The sequence below is a fragment of the Tardiphaga sp. 172_B4_N1_3 genome (assembly GCF_052076035.1).
GTDB classification, from domain to species: Bacteria; Pseudomonadota; Alphaproteobacteria; order Rhizobiales; family Xanthobacteraceae; genus Tardiphaga; species Tardiphaga robiniae.
In genome coordinates this window covers 427,451-443,011 of record NZ_CP197238.1, presented here as the reverse complement: position 1 = coordinate 443,011, position 15,561 = coordinate 427,451, and the positions used below count along the sequence as shown (strand labels likewise).

The window sequence follows — 15,561 nt, the reverse complement described above, 5'->3', positions numbered from 1 at the left end:
GCCCGGCATGATGGTCGCATAGGAGCCAATGCGCGCAAATAGCGCTGCAGAACGGTCCTCCCTCATGGCACGCTCCGGCGATCCGGAAGCACCGGCGTATCGGCGGCGCGCACACGGACGCGCGCCAGTTCACGCCGCGCGCGGCGCATCTTGTCGGCCACCAGGGCCATGTGGATGGCGGCGAAGAAGCCCTTGATGTGGTTACGCGTCAGCCTGATGGCTACGCAAAGCCGTTTCCATTGGATATCGCCTGAGTGATGGACGATCGGCGGCTGATTGCGGCTGATGAGGTAGCTGCGATAGGCGCTGTCGGCCGAGAAATCGTGCAGCTGCGTATCGCGATTGTAGAACATCGTCATGGTCATTGTCCGTCTTCTCAAATCCCTGGCGCATGAGCGCGTCGGGATGATGAGAAGATGCGGACATCGCCATATGAAATCGAGACGGGCAGCCGCGCCTGTTCATAGGCGCGGCATAAAGATCAGGAGGCTGGAACTGCCGGAAAGACCAGCGCTCGCTCAGCTCTTGGCCATGCAATCTTCGATGTAGAACCAGCGGTCGTCGCCGGCGAGGCCCTTGACCTTGACGTCCTTGCGGCAGGCCTTGAGCTTGCCCTTGTTGGCGCTCCACTTCGCCTTCATGTCCTTCAGACTCTGCTTATTCAGCTTCATCTTGGCGGGCGCAGCAGGGGTTGCCGGCGTCGCAGGCGCCTGTGCCGAAGCAGCGCCCATTGAAGTCGCAACGAACAGTGCAGCCAAGAGGCCCGTAGTGATGCGTGTCATCGTTATCCCCGAATGTGCTTGTTTTGAAGATTGTTCGTCAGATGTGAAATGGGACCGGAAGCTTTCGCTGCCGGTCCCGCGCAGGTTTTACTGGAAGATGCGCGCGGCGCTCTGTAGCGTCAGCCAGACGCCCCAGCACAGCGGGACACCGACAAAAGCCCAGAAGGCAATGGCGGCGCCGTCGAAACCGCCCTTGCCGATACCATAGGAGCCTCCACCGGCCGACGCCGCCTCGGCGCCCTTGGCCTGCAACTTCGCGACTTCCTCCGGCTTCATGAACCAGTGCGGCGCCAGTGGCTTCACCAGCATGTTGCAGATCAGTCCCAGCACCAGCATGCCGGCGAGGATATACATCGTGAAGTCATAGACCTGCGCCCGCGGCACGCCGGCAGCGATCTGGAATTCACGAATGTAGTTCACCACCACCGGACCGACGATGCCCGCAGTCGCCCAGGCCGTCAGCAACCGGCCGTGGATCGCACCCACGAACTGGGTGCCGAAGATATCGGCGAGATAGGCCGGGATGGTCGCGAAGCCGCCGCCATACATCGAGAGGATGATGCCGAAGGCCAGCACGAACAGAACCTTGCTGCCCATCGCCGCGAAGGTCGGCACCAGTGCATAGAGCACGATGCCGAGAATAAAGAACGTGTAGTAGGTGTTCTTGCGGCCGAGCTTGTCCGACAAAGACGCCCAGAAGAAGCGGCCGCCGATGTTGAACAGCGAGATCAGACCCGCGAAGCCGGCGGCGATGCCGGCAATCGCCGTCTTCTGCGCTGCCGAGAGCTGGCTGAAGGAGAGATCCGGCGCGCCGATCAGCTTGCCCGCGAAGATTTCCTGCAGCATCGGCGAGGCCATGCCGATGACGCCGATGCCGGCGGACACGTTCAAGCAGAGCACGCCCCAGATCAGCCAGAACTGCTTGGTCTTGTGCGCATTGTCGAGATGCACGTGGCCGGTGGTGATCATCGCATTCGCCGTAGCCGGCGGGGTCCAGCCTTCCGGCTTCCAGTTCGGGGGCGTGATGCGATAGGAGAACGCGCCAATGGTCATGAACACGAAGTAGATGACGCCCATGGCGAGGAAGGTCTGCCAGACGCCGACATCGGTCGGGGTCTTGAAATAATTCATCAAGAGGTTAGCCAGCGGCGAGCCGATCATCGCGCCGCCGCCGAAGCCCATGATCGCCATGCCCGTCGCCATGCCGCGACGATCCGGGAACCACTTCACCAGCGTCGACACCGGCGAGATGTAGCCGAGACCGAGACCGATGCCGCCGATCACGCCGGAGCCAATCCACAGCAGCCAGAGCTGATGCGTGTAGACGCCGATCGAACCGAGCACGAGACCGCCGCACCAGCACATCGCCGAGACGAAGCCGGCCTTGCGCGGCCCGACGCGCTCGAGCCAGCCGCCCCAGATGGCAGCGGAAACGCCCAGCAACACGAAGAACAGCGTGTACATCCAGCCGAGGCTGGCGACCTTCCAATTACAGGTGGTGGTGAACAGCTCGGTGGCGAGGCTCATGCCCTCGCACACTTCCTTCGAGGCAGGTGTCGTGATCGCTTGCGACAGCGGCAGCCAGAACACGCTGAAGCCGTAGGCCATGCCGATACAGAGATGAATACAGAGTGCAGCAGGTGGAACCAGCCACCGGTTGAAGCCGGCGGTCGCAATGATGCGTTCGCGTTCCAGCAATCCTGGCTTGGTGCCAGACAGTGTTCCGGCGTTGCCCACACTTGTCATGAAAGTTCTCCCCTGCAGCCGACCCTTCTGAGCCGGTCTGCGATTTGAAAAAGTCGCTTCGTCAATTCCCCTGCGGCGCGCGGACAAAGATTCACGCACGCTCGCACTTTAGAACAGGGCCAGAAGCGACTGCGGGAGTCGATAGTCCAAAGGTATCAGGAGCGAAAATTTATCAATGATTTCCACTGCATCGCAGCAATTCAATCGCGATTTGCAATCGCAGCATTTCGTTTTTCGATGAAGAAAACGATCACATCGCCACTGCGTTCGGAGGCTTCGATCTGATCGCCGCTTTGCTGAATCAACGCAGGGATGTCGATCACCGCGAGGGGGTCCGTGCAGTGGACTTCAAGTCGATCGCCCACCGACAGTGCCTTCATCGCCTTGCGCGTCATCAGCGCCGGCAACGGGCATTTCAATCCGGTCAGGTCGAGCTTGGTCACAGGCATCGCGCGGTTCCACTTGGTGCAACTGCGTTATATCGGGCTGGCGTCAAATGTCATATGCAGCGGTATGACGATGACGAACACATATCCGGCCACGCTGGGCGTGCTTCTCGCGGGCGGTCTCGCGCGCCGGATGGGCGGCGGCGACAAGCCGATGCGCGAAATCGGCGGCCGCAGCATCCTGGCCCGCGTGATCGCGCGCATCGCGCCGCAATGCGACGGGCTGGTGCTGAACGCCAATGGTGATCCCGCGCGATTTGCGTCCTTCGGTCTGCCGGTGATTGCCGACGACGTCGCGGATTTTCCCGGCCCCCTCGCCGGCATCCTTGCGGGTCTGGAATGGACAGCTGCCAACCGACCGGACGTCACATGGATGCTCAGCGTCGCCGGCGACTGCCCGTTCCTGCCGCGCGATCTCGTCTCGCGTTTGCATCACGCCCGCAGCGCGGAGAATGCGCAGCTTGCTGTCGCGTCATCGGCCGGACAGTCGCACCCCGTCGTCGGACTGTGGGACGTCGCCCTCCGCCATGAGTTACGGCACGGACTCGTCAACGAGGACATCCGCAAGGTCGGCCGCTGGACGTCCCGCTACGGGCTCGCAACCGTGGAATGGCCGACCGATCCTATTGATCCGTTCTTCAATGCCAATACGATGGACGACATCGCCGAAGCCGAACGGCTTGCATTGCTCGACGACAAAGCCTGACCTAAGCTTCTCCCAACACGCGACCGAAGTGTCGCGACAAATGGGAGGACCTTCATGCGCGGCACATCTTTGTCCGTGATCTCAAGCATTGCACTTGCTCTCCTCGCCTCAACCGCCTCGGCCCAGGTCTCCGACGACGTCGTCAAGATCGGCGTGCTCACCGATATGAACGGCCCAGCCTCGACGCCATCCGGCCAGGGTTCGGTGACGGCCGCGCAAATGGCCGTGGACGATTTCGGCGGGACCGTGCTGGGCAAGCCTATCAGCATCATCATTGGCGATCATCAGTTGAAGCCCGATGTCGGCGCCAGTCTCGCGCGGCGCTGGTACGATGTCGATCAGGTCGATCTCATCGTCGACGTGCCGGTGTCTGCCGTCGGCCTCGCGGTGCAGAACGTCGCCAACGATCGCAAGCGGCTGTTCATCACCCATTCGACCGGCGCCGCGGACTTCCACGGCAAATTCTGTTCGCCCTATACGATGCAATGGGTGTTCGACACCCGTGCGCTCGCCGTCGGCACCGCGCAGGAAGTCGTGAAGCGCGGCGGCGACACGTGGTTCTTCATCACCGACGATTTCGCCTTCGGCCATGCGCTGGAGCGCGACGCTGCAGCTGTGGTCACGAAAACGGGCGGTAAGGTGATCGGCTCGGTGCGCCCGCCGTTCGGCGCATCGGACCTGTCGTCCTTCGTGCTGCAGGCGCAGGCCTCGAAAGCCAAGATCATTGGCATCGCCGGCGGGCCGCCGAACAACATCAACGAGATCAAGACCGCCGGCGAATTCGGCGTGTTCAAGGGCGGCCAGCAGATGGCGGCGCTGCTGGCGCTGATCACCGACATCGACTCGCTGGGGCTACAGACCGCACAGGGTCTGCTGCTGACCACCGCCTTCTACTGGGACATGGACGACAAAACTCGCGCCTGGTCGAAGCGCTTCTTCGAGAAGACCAAGCGGATGCCCACCATGTGGCAGGCTGGCGTCTATTCCTCCACCATGGTCTATCTCAATGCCATCAAGGAAGCCGGCACCGACGAGCCGCTGAAAGTCGCCGCCAAGATGCGCGAGAAGCCCATCGAGGATTTCTTCGCCCGCAACGGCAAACTACGCGAGGATGGGTTGATGGTGCACGACCTGATGCTGGTACAGGTCAAGTCGCCCGAAGATTCCAAGTATCCGTGGGACTACTACAAGATCCTCGCGAAGATTTCCGGTGAGGAAGCATTCGGGCCGCCGGACCCGGCTTGTGCATTGGGGAAAAAGTAGCAGAAGAAAAACTATCGGTGGCGCTCCACCTTCCCTCTCCCGCCCAGCGAAGCTGCGCTTCGCCTGGGGGAGAGGGGAAGCAAGAGCGATCCACTACGCTACTTCACCACCCCAATCTCTCTGAAATACTTCAGCACCCCGGGATGGATCAGCGCCACATCGGGCGCTGACGCCACCGTATTCGATGCTGTCGTCTCCTTCGCCTGTGCGAGCCGCGCGCCGAGCGTGGCCTCGGCGCCGTGCAGCGTCTTCGCCAGCCGATAGGCGACATCATCCGGCAGCGTTTCGCGCGCGAGGATGTAGCTCCACGAGCCCACCGACGCGATCGGCATCGGCTGGTTCGGATAGCTGTTGGCGCCCACCAGCATCGGCTTGAGGAATGCATGCTTGGCGCGGATCTGCGCGATCTCCGCCGCATCGGGCGCAATGAAGCGCGCGCCGCCGGGGCTTTCGCTCATGGCCTTGAAGCCGGGCCAGCCCAGGCCTGCGCCCCACAATGCGGCCACGCGGCCGCTCTGCACCATCGCCGGACCGTCACCGGCGCGGTCGAGATAGACCGCCTGAAAATCCTTGTCCTGATCGAGGCCGATCCCGTCCAGTACATAGCGCGACAGGAACACGAGGCCGGAGCCCTTGGCACCGAAGGCGATCGGCTTGCCGACAAGATCGCGGATCGTTTTGTAAGGACTGTCGGCGCGCACCACGAACATGCCCGGATTGGAATACAGCGCGGTGATGATCTTGAGCTTCGTCGGCGCCCGGCCGATGCCCTTGAACGCTTCATAAGCGGGCTCGCCGGCTACCAGCGCGAGATCGAGCTGACCGGCCTCGAGCAACGGGATGTTCTCGGTCGAGCCTTTGGTGTTGCGCGTCGCCAGCGTCAGTGACGGATCGGCCTTGTTCATCACCTCGGCAAAGGCGTCGCCATAGAGCGGGAAGCCGCCGCCGGGCGTCGCCGTGCCGAGACTCAAGCTGAGAGGCATGGTGGTCGACATCGGTTTGGCTCCCTCCTGCGCAATGGCCGTCGTGACAGTCAGGAATGCTGCGCAAACAAGCGGCATCATTTTCATGGGGCACCTCGACGTCGATCGGCCTGCATCGTTCGACCAAGCTTGTAGGCAAAATCCGAATTCTATGAAAGCATGGAGGTAACGGGCGGCAAGCCCGATCGAACGACGTCGCGCATCAGCGCTGCGATTTTCATGTCTGGGAGGAACTATGATCGCGTTTCTGCGTGCTGCTGTGCTGTGTCTCGTCGGCTTCGCCAGCCTCGCCACGACAACCCTCCCCGCCTCCGCCGCCGGTTATCCCGATCGCCCCGTGCGCTGGCTGATCGGCTTCGCTGCCGGCGGCCCCGTCGATATCGTGGCGCGCATCATGGCCCAGTGGCTGTCGGATCATTTCGGCCAGCAATTCGTCGTCGAAAACCGCGCTGGATCGGGCGGCAATCTGGCCGCCGCCGCGGCCGTGACCTCGGCGCCGGACGGCTATACGCTGCTGTTCGTCGCACCGAACAACGCAATCTCGGCCTCGCTCTACAAGAAGCTGCCTTACGATTTCATCCGCGACACCGTGCCGGTCGCCAGCATCATGCAGCTCACCAATATGCTGGTGGTGTCGAATGGCATGCCCGTGAAAACGGTCCAGGAGTTCATCGACTACTGCAAGGCCAATCCGGGCAAGATCTCCTATGCGTCCTCGGGCAATGGCACCTCGGTGCATATGTCGGCCGAATTGTTCAAGGCAATGACCAAATGCGACATGATCCACGTGCCCTATCGCGGCTCGGCGATCGCCTTTCCCGACATCATCTCCAACAAGGTGCAGTTGATCTTCGACAACCTGCCCACGGCGCTCGAACAGTCGCGGGGCGGCACCGTCCGCGCGCTCGGCGTCACCTCGCCGCAACGCTGGCCCATCGTGCCGGATGTCCCGGCCATTGCCGAGACCGTGCCGGGCTTTGAATCCATCGGCTTCTACGGCATCTCCGCGCCGAAGGGCACGCCGCCGGAGGTCATTGCCACCCTCAACAAGGCTGTGGGCGAAGCGCTGAAGGATCCGAAGCTGATCGCGCGGCTCGCCGAGACCGGCGGCGTGCCCAAGCCCATGACGCCCGAGGAATTCGGCAAACTGGTTGCCGCCGAAACCGAGAAATGGCGCAAGGTGGTGGAATTCGCCGGCGTCTCGGTCGACTGAGCCAGGGGCGATTGATCCGGGAGCGATTGAGCTAGACGCTCACGGCGACCATGGCGGGCAGCAGCTCAGAACTGCTGACCGCCCCGGCCACGAGATAGGCGAAGCCCAGCAAAGCCAGGAAGCCGAGGAAGAACAGCGCAAAGAAGATCATCGAGAGCTTCTTGGCGAAAGCCGAGATGTTGGTGAGGCCGAGGCCGCCGGCAATCAGGGAAATGATCAGACAGATGACAGCCCAGCGAAACACCCGCGCCTCCCTACGTTGAAATTGCGCGGGCCAACGCCACCGCCCGGCCAAAGTTCCGCCCCCGGGAACGCGGCATTGCCCACAGGCGATGGCCGATATAAGGAATGCCTGCACCGCCGTCCCCGGCTCTCACGCCCGCTGGACGCCGGCGGGGCCTGTAGCTCAATGGTTAGAGCCGACCGCTCATAACGGTCTGGTTGCAGGTTCGAGTCCTGCCGGGCCCACCAATGATTTAGTGTTTTAGAGCCAGTCTGTGAGGGTCTGCTTTTTGCAGCCAAGCCATTCGGTACGCGTTCTGTCCTCTGAATCGCTTCCTGATCGCCGCATGAGCCAGACCTCAAGCCCGGTGAGACAATCGTCGTCGACGGCGACACTTTGGCGATGCCAATTCCGGAGATTTTCGTCAGTAGCGGAGAGGGTTGGATCGACGTGCCAAGACTTTGCGCCTGCAATCTCGCGGCCGGTCGAGATGAACCGGACCGTCACTTCCAAGTAGCCATAGCTAGTGCAGCATCATTGATTGACCGGTTCCAGAGCTGTCCCTAGTTCTGAAATCGCATCTCAGAGTCGGCCAGCGCATCCAGAACGATGATCGCGCGCTGGATCACGGCCTTCAGGGCGACGTGCAATTGCTGCGTGTCATGCCGGCACCCATTGCGTATTGCCGGCTCTGTGGCACGATAAAGCGAATTTCAGCAGTCGGTTTGTGTGCAAATGATCTTTGAACCAATTCGATTGATGCCAGAGGCGCCCGGGCAAACCCTGGCGAAGAACCGCACGATCTTTTCTCTCCTGGCGGCGATTAGATGGGTCCAGCGTTACGTTGACAGCGAAGCCAAGACAACGCCGCGGTGGACGAAGCTGATCGCTGTTCTTGATGAGGCGACTGTCGGGAAAATTGAGCCGCCCGAGGTTCGAACCGCGCTCCATGTCGCTTTGATGGCTGAGGGATGGGCGATGCCGGACGAGCTTGAGCAACCAGATATATTCACGTCCGGCCGAGCGGACTCCCCGTAACATCAGCCGGGGTCCACAGGTAGCGGCGCCACCTTCAAGTGGACGCCGGTATCTGCCATAGTGCAAGCTTTACTGCTCGGAGAACGCTCATGTTGTTCCCTGCCGGTAGTCGATGGCTAGCAATTCTCGCGCTGACATTTTGCACCAGCGCGAACGCCGGCGATGTGCTCTTCGAAAATGTTCGAATCTTCGACGGGAGAAGCGCCACTCTTTCCGCTCCGTCACATGTGCTGGTCAAGGGCAACCTCATCGAGCGTATTTCCACGGCACCGATAGCAGCCGCAGACGCTCAGCGTGTTGCAGGAAACGGGCATACGCTGATGCCTGGCCTGATCGACAATCATTGGCATGCGATGTTGATACGAGTGACGCCGGCACAAGCTTTCGGTGACGTCGGCTACAACAATCTGCTGGCCGGCAACGAAGCGACTGACACTCTGATGCGCGGCTTCACAACCGTTCGCGATGTTGGCGGGCCAGTGTTCGGCCTCAAGCATGCCATCGACGAGGGCATCGTCAAGGGCCCGCGCATCTATCCGTCCGGAGCCATGATCACTATCACGAGCGGGCATGGGGATTTCCGTCAGCTGACCGATCTCCCACGCACGATTGGTGGCATGCTCACTCGCATGGAGCAGGTCGGTGGCGCCATCGTCGCGGACAGCCCCGACGAGGTGCGCGTACGCACGCGAGAACAACTCATGCAGGGCGCCTCCCAGATCAAGTTGACGGCGGGCGGCGGAGTGTCATCCCCCTTCAGTCCGGTCGACGTGACCACTTTCACCGAGGCCGAACTACGCGCCGCCGTTGAAGCGGCCGAGAATTGGGGCACATATGTCGTCGCGCACGCCTTCACTCCGGCTGCGATCCAGAGAGCCGTCGCCGCTGGCGTGAAGTGCATCGAACACGGCATGCTGATGGACGAGGCAACCGCCAGGCTGCTTGCCGAGAAGAACATCTGGTTGAGCTTGCAGCCCCTCCCCGAGGGCTTGAGGCTTGGCTTTCCGGAGGGGTCCGTCCAGCGAGCCAAGGCGGATGAGGTCTGGCCCGGCATAGCCAGGTCCTACGAGTTTGCAAGGAAGTACAAGATCAAGACGGCGTGGGGCACCGACGTGCTGTTCTCGCGCGCGCTCGCGCAGCAACAGGGCGCAATTCTGGCCTCGCTCACGCGCTGGTACACGCCCGCCGAAGCGCTGGTCATGGCGACATCGACAAACGCCGAACTGCTGGCGCTGTCCGGCAAGCGCAATCCCTATCCCGGCAAGCTCGGTGTCGTGGAACAGGGCGCGCTCGCGGATTTATTGCTTGTCGACGGCAATCCGCTGGACAACATCAACCTGATTGCCGATCCCGCGAATAACTTCAAAATCATCATGAAAGACGGCGTCATCTACAAGAACACTTTGAGCAAGTGAGCCTATGCGCAGCCTCCTCTTTCTTGTCGTCATAATGATCGGCCTCGCATCGCCTGTCCGTGCTGCGGAGGATGTAGCGGCGGCGCAGAAGATCATCAGCTCCCAAGCCGATGCGCTGGCGCGCGACGACGCTGTGACTACCTATGGATTCGCGGCCCCCGGCATCCAGAGCATTTTCACCGATCCCGACAGCTTCATGGACATGGTGCGCAACGCCTATGCACCCATCTATCGCCATCGCAGCTTCGAATTCACCGAGAGCAATACGTCCGGTGGCACCATCGAGCAGAAGGTCCATATCGTCGATGCCGATGGTGTGCCGTGGGATGCGCTCTATACGCTGGAGCCGCAGCCGGATGGCACCCTGAAGATCAGCGGCTGCATGCTGCTGAAAGTCGGCCAGGCTGTGTGACACCTCACAGCGGCATTCACATTCGCACCTCACATCATCTATAATAGGTCCTGCACGTCTCTCGTCCTACGGTTGCTTCCCGGGTGAATTTGTTGCGGTACCTGTCCCTCAGCACACTGTCTCCCATTGTCCTGGGCAGCCTGTTGGCGTGCGGGGTGTCGACCATCGCGATGGCAGACACGCGTCGCCTATCCCTGATGCCCGATCCGCGCGGCGAGTTCATCCGGCTTTGCGCGCCCTTCATGGTGTCGCGCTATGCGCATCCCGAAGCGATCTGCGACTGCGTCCGCACCGCGCTGATCGGCGAGATCGGCGATCGCGATATCCTCGACGCTATCCTCTACGGAGTCACCGAGCGCGGCGTCCCCACGCTGAACGAGAACTGGCTGCCGCCGGACAAACGAAGCTTGATCCCGCGGACCATGACGGCGATTGCGGAGCCGACGCTTGATTGCATGTTCGGTAGCGGCCCGGCCAAACGCGCGCTCGAAAACGTGCCGATCGATGGATTTCCGGCGATGCCGCCGGTGCAGGATCTGACGCCTTAGGCGACTGACGTCCCCGACGAGAAAATCAACCTGCGGCGCGCCCGCAGCATCAGCGCCGTGATGATCGTGACGTTGAGTGCATTCCAGGCGAGGCCGTTCATGAACGCTGCCGCGTAGGAGCCCGTAGCGTCGAAGATGACGCCCGACATCCAGCCGCCAAGTGACATGCCTCCTACCGTGCCCAATATGACAATACCGACACGCGTAGCCGCCTGCGATGCCGGCATCGCCTCGCGGATGATGATGGCATAGGCCGGCACCAGACCGCCCTGGAACAGGCCGAACATCGCCGAGATGATGTAAAGCGAGGCCAGGCTGTCGAAGAACAAATAGAACAGCAGTGCGAATCCCTGCAGCAATGAGCCAATCAGCAGTGTGCGAATGCCACCAATACGATCGGCCAGAAAACCCGAGCCAACACGGCTGACAATCCCGCAGGCCAGCATCAGCGACAACATCTCGGCGCCGCGCGTCACGCCGTAGCCGAGATCTCCGCAATAAGCGACGATATGCACCTGCGGCATCGCCATGGCGACACAGCAACCAATGCCGGCCACAAAGAGAAGCGTCGTCAGCGTGTTGTTGCTAAGCTGGAGATCGACCTTGGGCGGCGGCGCATTGACGTGACTACGTCGTGTGACCGTGCCCATCTGCGCGCGCAGAACCACAAGCATCAGGAGCATCAGGACGGTTGTGACGACCCCGACACTGATATGCGTCGAGCGCCAACCAAAAGTCAGAATGCCCCAGCTGACAATCGGCGGCCAGAGCGTGCCGCCGATATAGCTGCCGGTTGCAGCGACAGTCACCGCGATGCCGCGCCGGCGTTCGAACCAGTGCGACGCCTCCGCCATCAGCGGCCCGAAGGTTGCCGACGATCCTGCCCCGATCACCACGTGAATAAGATTGAACTGCCAGAGCGCCGTGGACTGCGACGCGAGAAGATAACCGGCCCCCATCAGGACGGTCGCAAGCGCAATCGTGGCCACGATGCCAAACCGGTCCGTGAGCCTGCCGGCCACCACGCCGCCGAGACCGAAGCCGACCATGGTCAGGGTAAAGGCCAGCGACGCCGCGCCGCGGCTGGCGGCGAAATCGGCCTGCACGGCCGGGAGCGCCACCACCACCGACCACATGCCCACTGACCCCAGTGAGCCGATGATCAAGGCAAGCGACAGCCTGATCCAGGCCTGACGGGAGTCAGGCAGGAACGGCGTCGAATCTGAAATGGGGGTCGCGATGGTCACGGCGGCAACATCCTCGGCGTGTGCCCACGGGTCAAGCGATATGCCGAAGGATTAGGCATGCAGAAACAGTGCAACAGACCGTTTCGGCCAAAACTGGCTCCGGGCTTGTGGCAAAGCCGCGCAGTAACGCCTCGTTAACCCTTTGCTAACCATACACACGGCAAAAATTGCCGAGTGGAGTCGCGTCTCGTCAGCTGACCGGGGGAATGCCCGTGGATGCCAGTGCGGTGCCTCACTTGCGGATCGGCGGCCCTTCGGCCGCCGCGCAGACGTTCGGCAGTCGCGAACGACATTCGCGCGGGGAAGCGGCATCGATGACGGATTTGATCGCGGGTCAGGGTCTGGGCGCACCCAAGAGCGGCGGTTTCGACTTCGCCAGCATCAGGACGAACGTCTTGCGCGGCGATATCGGCCTCGCATTCGGCGTTCTGATCATCCTTGTCGTCCTGATCATGCCGTTGCCAGCCATCGTGATGGATTTGTTCCTCGCGATCTCGATCACCATGTCGGTGTTGATCCTGATGACGGCGCTGTTCACCCAGACGCCGCTGGAATTCTCGTCATTCCCCACCGTGCTGCTGATCTCGACCATGTTGCGGTTGTCGCTGAACCTGGCCTCGACCCGCCTGATCCTGTCGCATGGCCACGAAGGCACCGCCGCCGCCGGCCACGTCATCGAGGCGTTCGGCAATTTCGTGATGGGCGGCAATTTCGTCATCGGCATCGTCGTGTTCGCGATCCTGGTGATCGTGAACTTCATCGTCATCACCAAGGGTTCGGGCCGTATCGCCGAAGTCGCGGCGCGCTTCCAGCTGGACTCGATGCCCGGCAAGCAGATGGCGATCGACGCCGATCTGTCGGCTGGCCTGATCGACGAGGCCACCGCCAAGGCGCGCCGCAAGGATCTCGAAGACGAAAGTGGCTTCTTCGGCGCCATGGACGGTGCTTCCAAGTTCGTCCGCGGCGATGCCATTGCCGGCCTGCTCATCACCGCCATCAACGTCATCGGCGGGATCATCATCGGCGTCGCGCAGCAGGACCTGTCGTTCTCGGAAGCCGGCCGCACTTATACGCTGCTGACCGTCGGCGACGGCCTGGTCACCCAGGTTCCGGCGCTGATCGTCTCGACCGCCGCAGGCCTGCTCGTCTCGAAGGCGGGCATTACCGGCGCCGCCGACAAGACGCTGATCAAGCAATTCTCTGGCTATCCGCAGGCGCTGGGCATGTCGGCCGGCGTCATGCTGACGCTGGCGCTGCTGCCGGGCATTCCGATGCTGCCGTTCCTCGCACTCGGCGGCGGCGCAGCCTATCTCGCCGTCACCGCCAACAAGCGCAACAAGGTTGCGCGTGCCGAAGTCGCGCATCAGGCTGCAGCGCCCGCCGCCGCCGCAGCAGCACAAGCTGCCGCCGCGGACGAGCCGATCTCCGCATCGCTGAAGATCGACGATCTCAAGATCGAACTCGGCTACGCGCTGCTGCCACTGGTCAACGGGCCGGACGGCACCGATCGCCTCACCGAGCAGATCAAGGCGCTGCGCAAATCGCTCGCCGTCGAAATGGGTTTCGTGATGCCGTCGGTCAGAATCCTGGACAACGTGCAGCTCGAAGCCAATACCTACATCATCAAGATCAAGGAAGTGGACGCCGGCACCGGCCGCATCTGGCCGAACCAGTTCATGGTCATGGATCCCGGTGGTAATCAGGTCAACGTCCCGGGCATTCACACGACAGAGCCGACCTTCGGCCTGCCCGCGACCTGGGTCGATGCCGGCCTGAAGGAAGAAGCCTCGCTCAAGGGCTACACCGTGGTCGATGCCGCCACGGTCTTGTCGACGCATCTGACAGAGCTGCTGAAGGGCAATATGTCGGACCTGTTGTCCTACGGCGAAGTGCAGAAGCTGCTGAAGGACCTGCCGAAAGAACAAGGCGAACTGGTCAAGGATATCGTCCCGTCGCTCATCACCGTGTCGGGCATCCAGCGCGTACTGCAATTGCTGCTCACCGAACGTATTTCGGTGCGCGATCTCTCGACCATCCTCGAAGGCATTGCCGACGCCCTCGCCTTCTCGCGCAACCCGTCGACCATCGTCGAGCATGTACGTGCGCGCCTCGCGCGACAGATCTGCGCGCAGAACACGTCCTACAACGGCTACCTGCCGCTCATTGCACTGTCGGCGCAGTGGGAGCAGGCCTTCGCGGAATCGATCATCGGCACCGGCGAAGAACGCAGTCTCGCGATGCAGCCGTCGAAGCTGTCGGAGTTCATGACCACCGTGCGCGATCGTTTCGAACAGGCCGCGCGCGAAGGCGAAGCGCCGGTGCTGGTCACCTCGGCCTCGATCCGGCCGTTCGTGCGCTCGCTGGTGGAACGGTTCCGTGCGCAAACCACCGTGCTGTCCCAGGCGGAAATCCACCCCCGTGCGCGCCTGAAGACCGTCGGAAGCGTCTGATTCGGCGGCAAGAGGCTAGCAACCTTGCCCGAAACCGATGTAAATTCATCACAGACAAGAGATTTGCCAGAATGTCGCATCCCGACGACATTTCGGGGCGACAACGCGAATCACACCCAACACTCTGAGAATAAATAATAATTTGTGAATTCCAGGGCCAAACCGGGTGCTTCAATCGCGCCGGATCACGTCTTATCACTGCCTTGTGATCGACTATTTGGAACGGAACGACCCAACACCACGTTTCCTATGCGTGATGAGTTGAACCTGCCGACGCGGACACGACACAAACGGTCGTAGGCAGAGTAAGACGGCAGGGAGCGTTTCCAATGAACCACTCGATTTACAGCGCGGATCGCATGACCCACCTCAAGGTGGTGATCGTTGCTCTGGTCGCCGGTATCTTCGTGGCAGGCTTCGGAATCTCGGCCCGCATGAATGCTGACGAAGGCTACAGCCAGACCGCCAGCGCTCGTGTGATCAAAGCAGGCCAGCCGGTTGCTGTCACCACTTCGAATGCCAGCATGGTCCGCTAAGGAATTCAAGAATTCGCGTGGCGATGTCCCCCAAGGTCGTCAGGTGAATACATAGAAGCTCCACTTCCCCCCGAGTGGACTTCTGAATGGAAAACGCCCGCTCCCCACGGGCGTTTTTCTTTTGTGGGGTGCTTTTTTGCTTCTCCCTCCCTCAAGCAGCGCAGCTGCGCAGTGGGAGGGATACTCTGCGCCCCAGCGCGCCATCACAGATTCAAATTTCAAACAGCCACGCTCTCGCAGTCTCGCGGCGCTTGCGCGTCCGAGGTGTGAGCAGTGCCCCTCGAAAATATGAGGGGTGGCAGCGCGCCGTGAGGCGCAAAGGGTGGTTTTATCGCGATCCGCTCCACCGGAACGCCGGCAAGCTGCAACCGCGCAACGCCTCACGGCGCGCCACCGCGGCGATTTCTGTCCCCGGGACCGTTCTTCCGGGCAAAGGCGCAGAGCTCCGCACTCCGCCGATCCCGACGGTTTCCCGCCGTTCACCAATGCCACGTCCAGCCAGCATGAGTGGCAGACCCCCGTAGTGGGGCCGGACGGTGACCCAAGGCCTCCC

Annotated in this window: 16 protein-coding genes and 1 tRNA gene; 10 read left to right on the top strand and 7 right to left on the bottom strand. The window is 61.8% G+C overall.

What is annotated here, in order from left to right; all coding sequences use genetic code 11:
• Nucleotides 1-62 precede the first annotated feature (62 nt).
• From AB7783_RS01955 to AB7783_RS01940, 4 genes are all read right to left on the bottom strand, one after another.
• The gene (locus AB7783_RS01955; protein WP_441276662.1) at nucleotides 63-365 is read right to left on the bottom strand and encodes a hypothetical protein; all 303 of its coding nucleotides are present in this window, start codon (nucleotides 363-365) and stop codon (nucleotides 63-65) included.
• A 153-nt stretch (nucleotides 366-518) separates the two neighbouring features.
• The gene (locus AB7783_RS01950; RefSeq protein ID WP_441232136.1) at nucleotides 519-782 is read right to left on the bottom strand and encodes a hypothetical protein; all 264 of its coding nucleotides are present in this window, start codon (nucleotides 780-782) and stop codon (nucleotides 519-521) included.
• An 87-nt stretch (nucleotides 783-869) separates the two neighbouring features.
• Nucleotides 870-2,528, bottom strand: a complete 1,659-nt coding sequence (locus AB7783_RS01945; RefSeq protein ID WP_439063252.1) for an OFA family MFS transporter — start codon at nucleotides 2,526-2,528, stop codon at nucleotides 870-872.
• A gap of 200 nt (nucleotides 2,529-2,728) precedes the next feature.
• The gene (locus tag AB7783_RS01940) at nucleotides 2,729-2,977 is read right to left on the bottom strand and encodes a sulfurtransferase TusA family protein (protein WP_093760742.1); all 249 of its coding nucleotides are present in this window, start codon (nucleotides 2,975-2,977) and stop codon (nucleotides 2,729-2,731) included.
• Between the two features lie 70 nt (nucleotides 2,978-3,047).
• Here AB7783_RS01940 and mobA point away from each other — a divergent pair, with 70 nt between their 5' ends.
• Both mobA and AB7783_RS01930 read left to right on the top strand, forming a co-directional pair.
• Nucleotides 3,048-3,680 (top strand): molybdenum cofactor guanylyltransferase MobA, encoded by a 633-nt coding sequence (mobA, locus tag AB7783_RS01935; RefSeq protein ID WP_441276661.1) that lies wholly within the window; start codon nucleotides 3,048-3,050, stop codon nucleotides 3,678-3,680.
• Nucleotides 3,681-3,734: 54 nt separating this feature from the next.
• Nucleotides 3,735-4,943 carry an ABC transporter substrate-binding protein gene (locus AB7783_RS01930; protein ID WP_441276660.1) on the top strand — a complete coding sequence of 403 codons (1,209 nt, stop codon included), beginning with the start codon at nucleotides 3,735-3,737 and terminating at the stop codon, nucleotides 4,941-4,943.
• A gap of 98 nt (nucleotides 4,944-5,041) precedes the next feature.
• On the opposite strand, the gene AB7783_RS01925 is transcribed toward AB7783_RS01930, so the two are convergent.
• Nucleotides 5,042-6,013, bottom strand: a complete 972-nt coding sequence (locus tag AB7783_RS01925) for a TAXI family TRAP transporter solute-binding subunit (RefSeq protein WP_441276659.1) — start codon at nucleotides 6,011-6,013, stop codon at nucleotides 5,042-5,044.
• Nucleotides 6,014-6,161: 148 nt separating this feature from the next.
• On the opposite strand from AB7783_RS01925, the gene AB7783_RS01920 reads away from it, so the two are divergent.
• On the top strand, nucleotides 6,162-7,139 hold the full coding sequence (locus AB7783_RS01920) for a Bug family tripartite tricarboxylate transporter substrate binding protein (protein WP_170849793.1): 978 nt from the start codon (nucleotides 6,162-6,164) through the stop codon (nucleotides 7,137-7,139).
• Between the two features lie 31 nt (nucleotides 7,140-7,170).
• Here AB7783_RS01920 and AB7783_RS01915 read toward each other — a convergent pair whose 3' ends face one another.
• Nucleotides 7,171-7,383, bottom strand: coding sequence for a DUF1328 domain-containing protein (locus tag AB7783_RS01915; protein ID WP_441276658.1), 213 nt, complete (start codon nucleotides 7,381-7,383; stop codon nucleotides 7,171-7,173).
• 151 nt (nucleotides 7,384-7,534) lie between these two features.
• On the opposite strand from AB7783_RS01915, the gene AB7783_RS01910 reads away from it, so the two are divergent.
• From AB7783_RS01910 to AB7783_RS01890, 5 genes are all read left to right on the top strand, one after another.
• Nucleotides 7,535-7,610 (top strand) — tRNA-Ile (locus AB7783_RS01910).
• Nucleotides 7,611-8,097: 487 nt separating this feature from the next.
• Entirely contained in the window at nucleotides 8,098-8,400 is a 303-nt protein-coding gene (locus tag AB7783_RS01905; protein WP_441276657.1) for a hypothetical protein, read from the top strand.
• A gap of 89 nt (nucleotides 8,401-8,489) precedes the next feature.
• Entirely contained in the window at nucleotides 8,490-9,815 is a 1,326-nt protein-coding gene (locus AB7783_RS01900) for an amidohydrolase family protein (RefSeq protein ID WP_441276656.1), read from the top strand.
• A gap of 4 nt (nucleotides 9,816-9,819) precedes the next feature.
• Complete coding sequence (locus AB7783_RS01895; RefSeq protein ID WP_441276655.1) at nucleotides 9,820-10,227, top strand: DUF4864 domain-containing protein; 408 nt, start codon at nucleotides 9,820-9,822, stop codon at nucleotides 10,225-10,227.
• Between the two features lie 170 nt (nucleotides 10,228-10,397).
• Nucleotides 10,398-10,775: a hypothetical protein gene (locus AB7783_RS01890; protein ID WP_175367293.1), complete on the top strand. Its 378-nt coding sequence runs from the start codon at nucleotides 10,398-10,400 to the stop codon at nucleotides 10,773-10,775.
• On the opposite strand, the gene AB7783_RS01885 is transcribed toward AB7783_RS01890, so the two are convergent.
• On the bottom strand, nucleotides 10,772-12,016 hold the full coding sequence (locus tag AB7783_RS01885) for an MFS transporter (protein ID WP_231081174.1): 1,245 nt from the start codon (nucleotides 12,014-12,016) through the stop codon (nucleotides 10,772-10,774). The two genes, AB7783_RS01890 and AB7783_RS01885, sit on opposite strands and share 4 nt — an antisense overlap.
• A 218-nt stretch (nucleotides 12,017-12,234) precedes the next feature.
• On the opposite strand from AB7783_RS01885, the gene flhA reads away from it, so the two are divergent.
• Nucleotides 12,235-14,472: a flagellar biosynthesis protein FlhA gene (gene flhA, locus AB7783_RS01880; protein ID WP_441276654.1), complete on the top strand. Its 2,238-nt coding sequence runs from the start codon at nucleotides 12,235-12,237 to the stop codon at nucleotides 14,470-14,472.
• A gap of 329 nt (nucleotides 14,473-14,801) precedes the next feature.
• Nucleotides 14,802-15,008 (top strand): hypothetical protein, encoded by a 207-nt coding sequence (locus AB7783_RS01875; RefSeq protein ID WP_068737106.1) that lies wholly within the window; start codon nucleotides 14,802-14,804, stop codon nucleotides 15,006-15,008.
• Nucleotides 15,009-15,561: the final 553 nt, after the last annotated feature.

Bases quoted from the DNA above. Each gene is read 5' to 3' on its own strand.
- AB7783_RS01920 (WP_170849793.1), top strand. From the start codon at position 6,162: ATGATCGCGTTTCTGCGTGCTGCTGTGCTGTGTCTCGTCGGCTTCGCC.
- AB7783_RS01950 (WP_441232136.1), bottom strand. From the start codon at position 782: ATGACACGCATCACTACGGGCCTCTTGGCTGCACTGTTCGTTGCGACT.
- AB7783_RS01890 (WP_175367293.1), top strand. From the start codon at position 10,398: ATGGCAGACACGCGTCGCCTATCCCTGATGCCCGATCCGCGCGGCGAG.
- AB7783_RS01875 (WP_068737106.1), top strand. From the start codon at position 14,802: ATGAACCACTCGATTTACAGCGCGGATCGCATGACCCACCTCAAGGTG.
- AB7783_RS01900 (WP_441276656.1), top strand. From the start codon at position 8,490: ATGTTGTTCCCTGCCGGTAGTCGATGGCTAGCAATTCTCGCGCTGACA.
- AB7783_RS01930 (WP_441276660.1), top strand. From the start codon at position 3,735: ATGCGCGGCACATCTTTGTCCGTGATCTCAAGCATTGCACTTGCTCTC.
- AB7783_RS01940 (WP_093760742.1), bottom strand. From the start codon at position 2,977: ATGCCTGTGACCAAGCTCGACCTGACCGGATTGAAATGCCCGTTGCCG.
- AB7783_RS01955 (WP_441276662.1), bottom strand. From the start codon at position 365: ATGACCATGACGATGTTCTACAATCGCGATACGCAGCTGCACGATTTC.
- AB7783_RS01925 (WP_441276659.1), bottom strand. From the start codon at position 6,013: ATGAAAATGATGCCGCTTGTTTGCGCAGCATTCCTGACTGTCACGACG.
- AB7783_RS01945 (WP_439063252.1), bottom strand. From the start codon at position 2,528: ATGACAAGTGTGGGCAACGCCGGAACACTGTCTGGCACCAAGCCAGGA.
- AB7783_RS01905 (WP_441276657.1), top strand. From the start codon at position 8,098: ATGATCTTTGAACCAATTCGATTGATGCCAGAGGCGCCCGGGCAAACC.
- AB7783_RS01895 (WP_441276655.1), top strand. From the start codon at position 9,820: ATGCGCAGCCTCCTCTTTCTTGTCGTCATAATGATCGGCCTCGCATCG.
- mobA (WP_441276661.1), top strand. From the start codon at position 3,048: ATGACGAACACATATCCGGCCACGCTGGGCGTGCTTCTCGCGGGCGGT.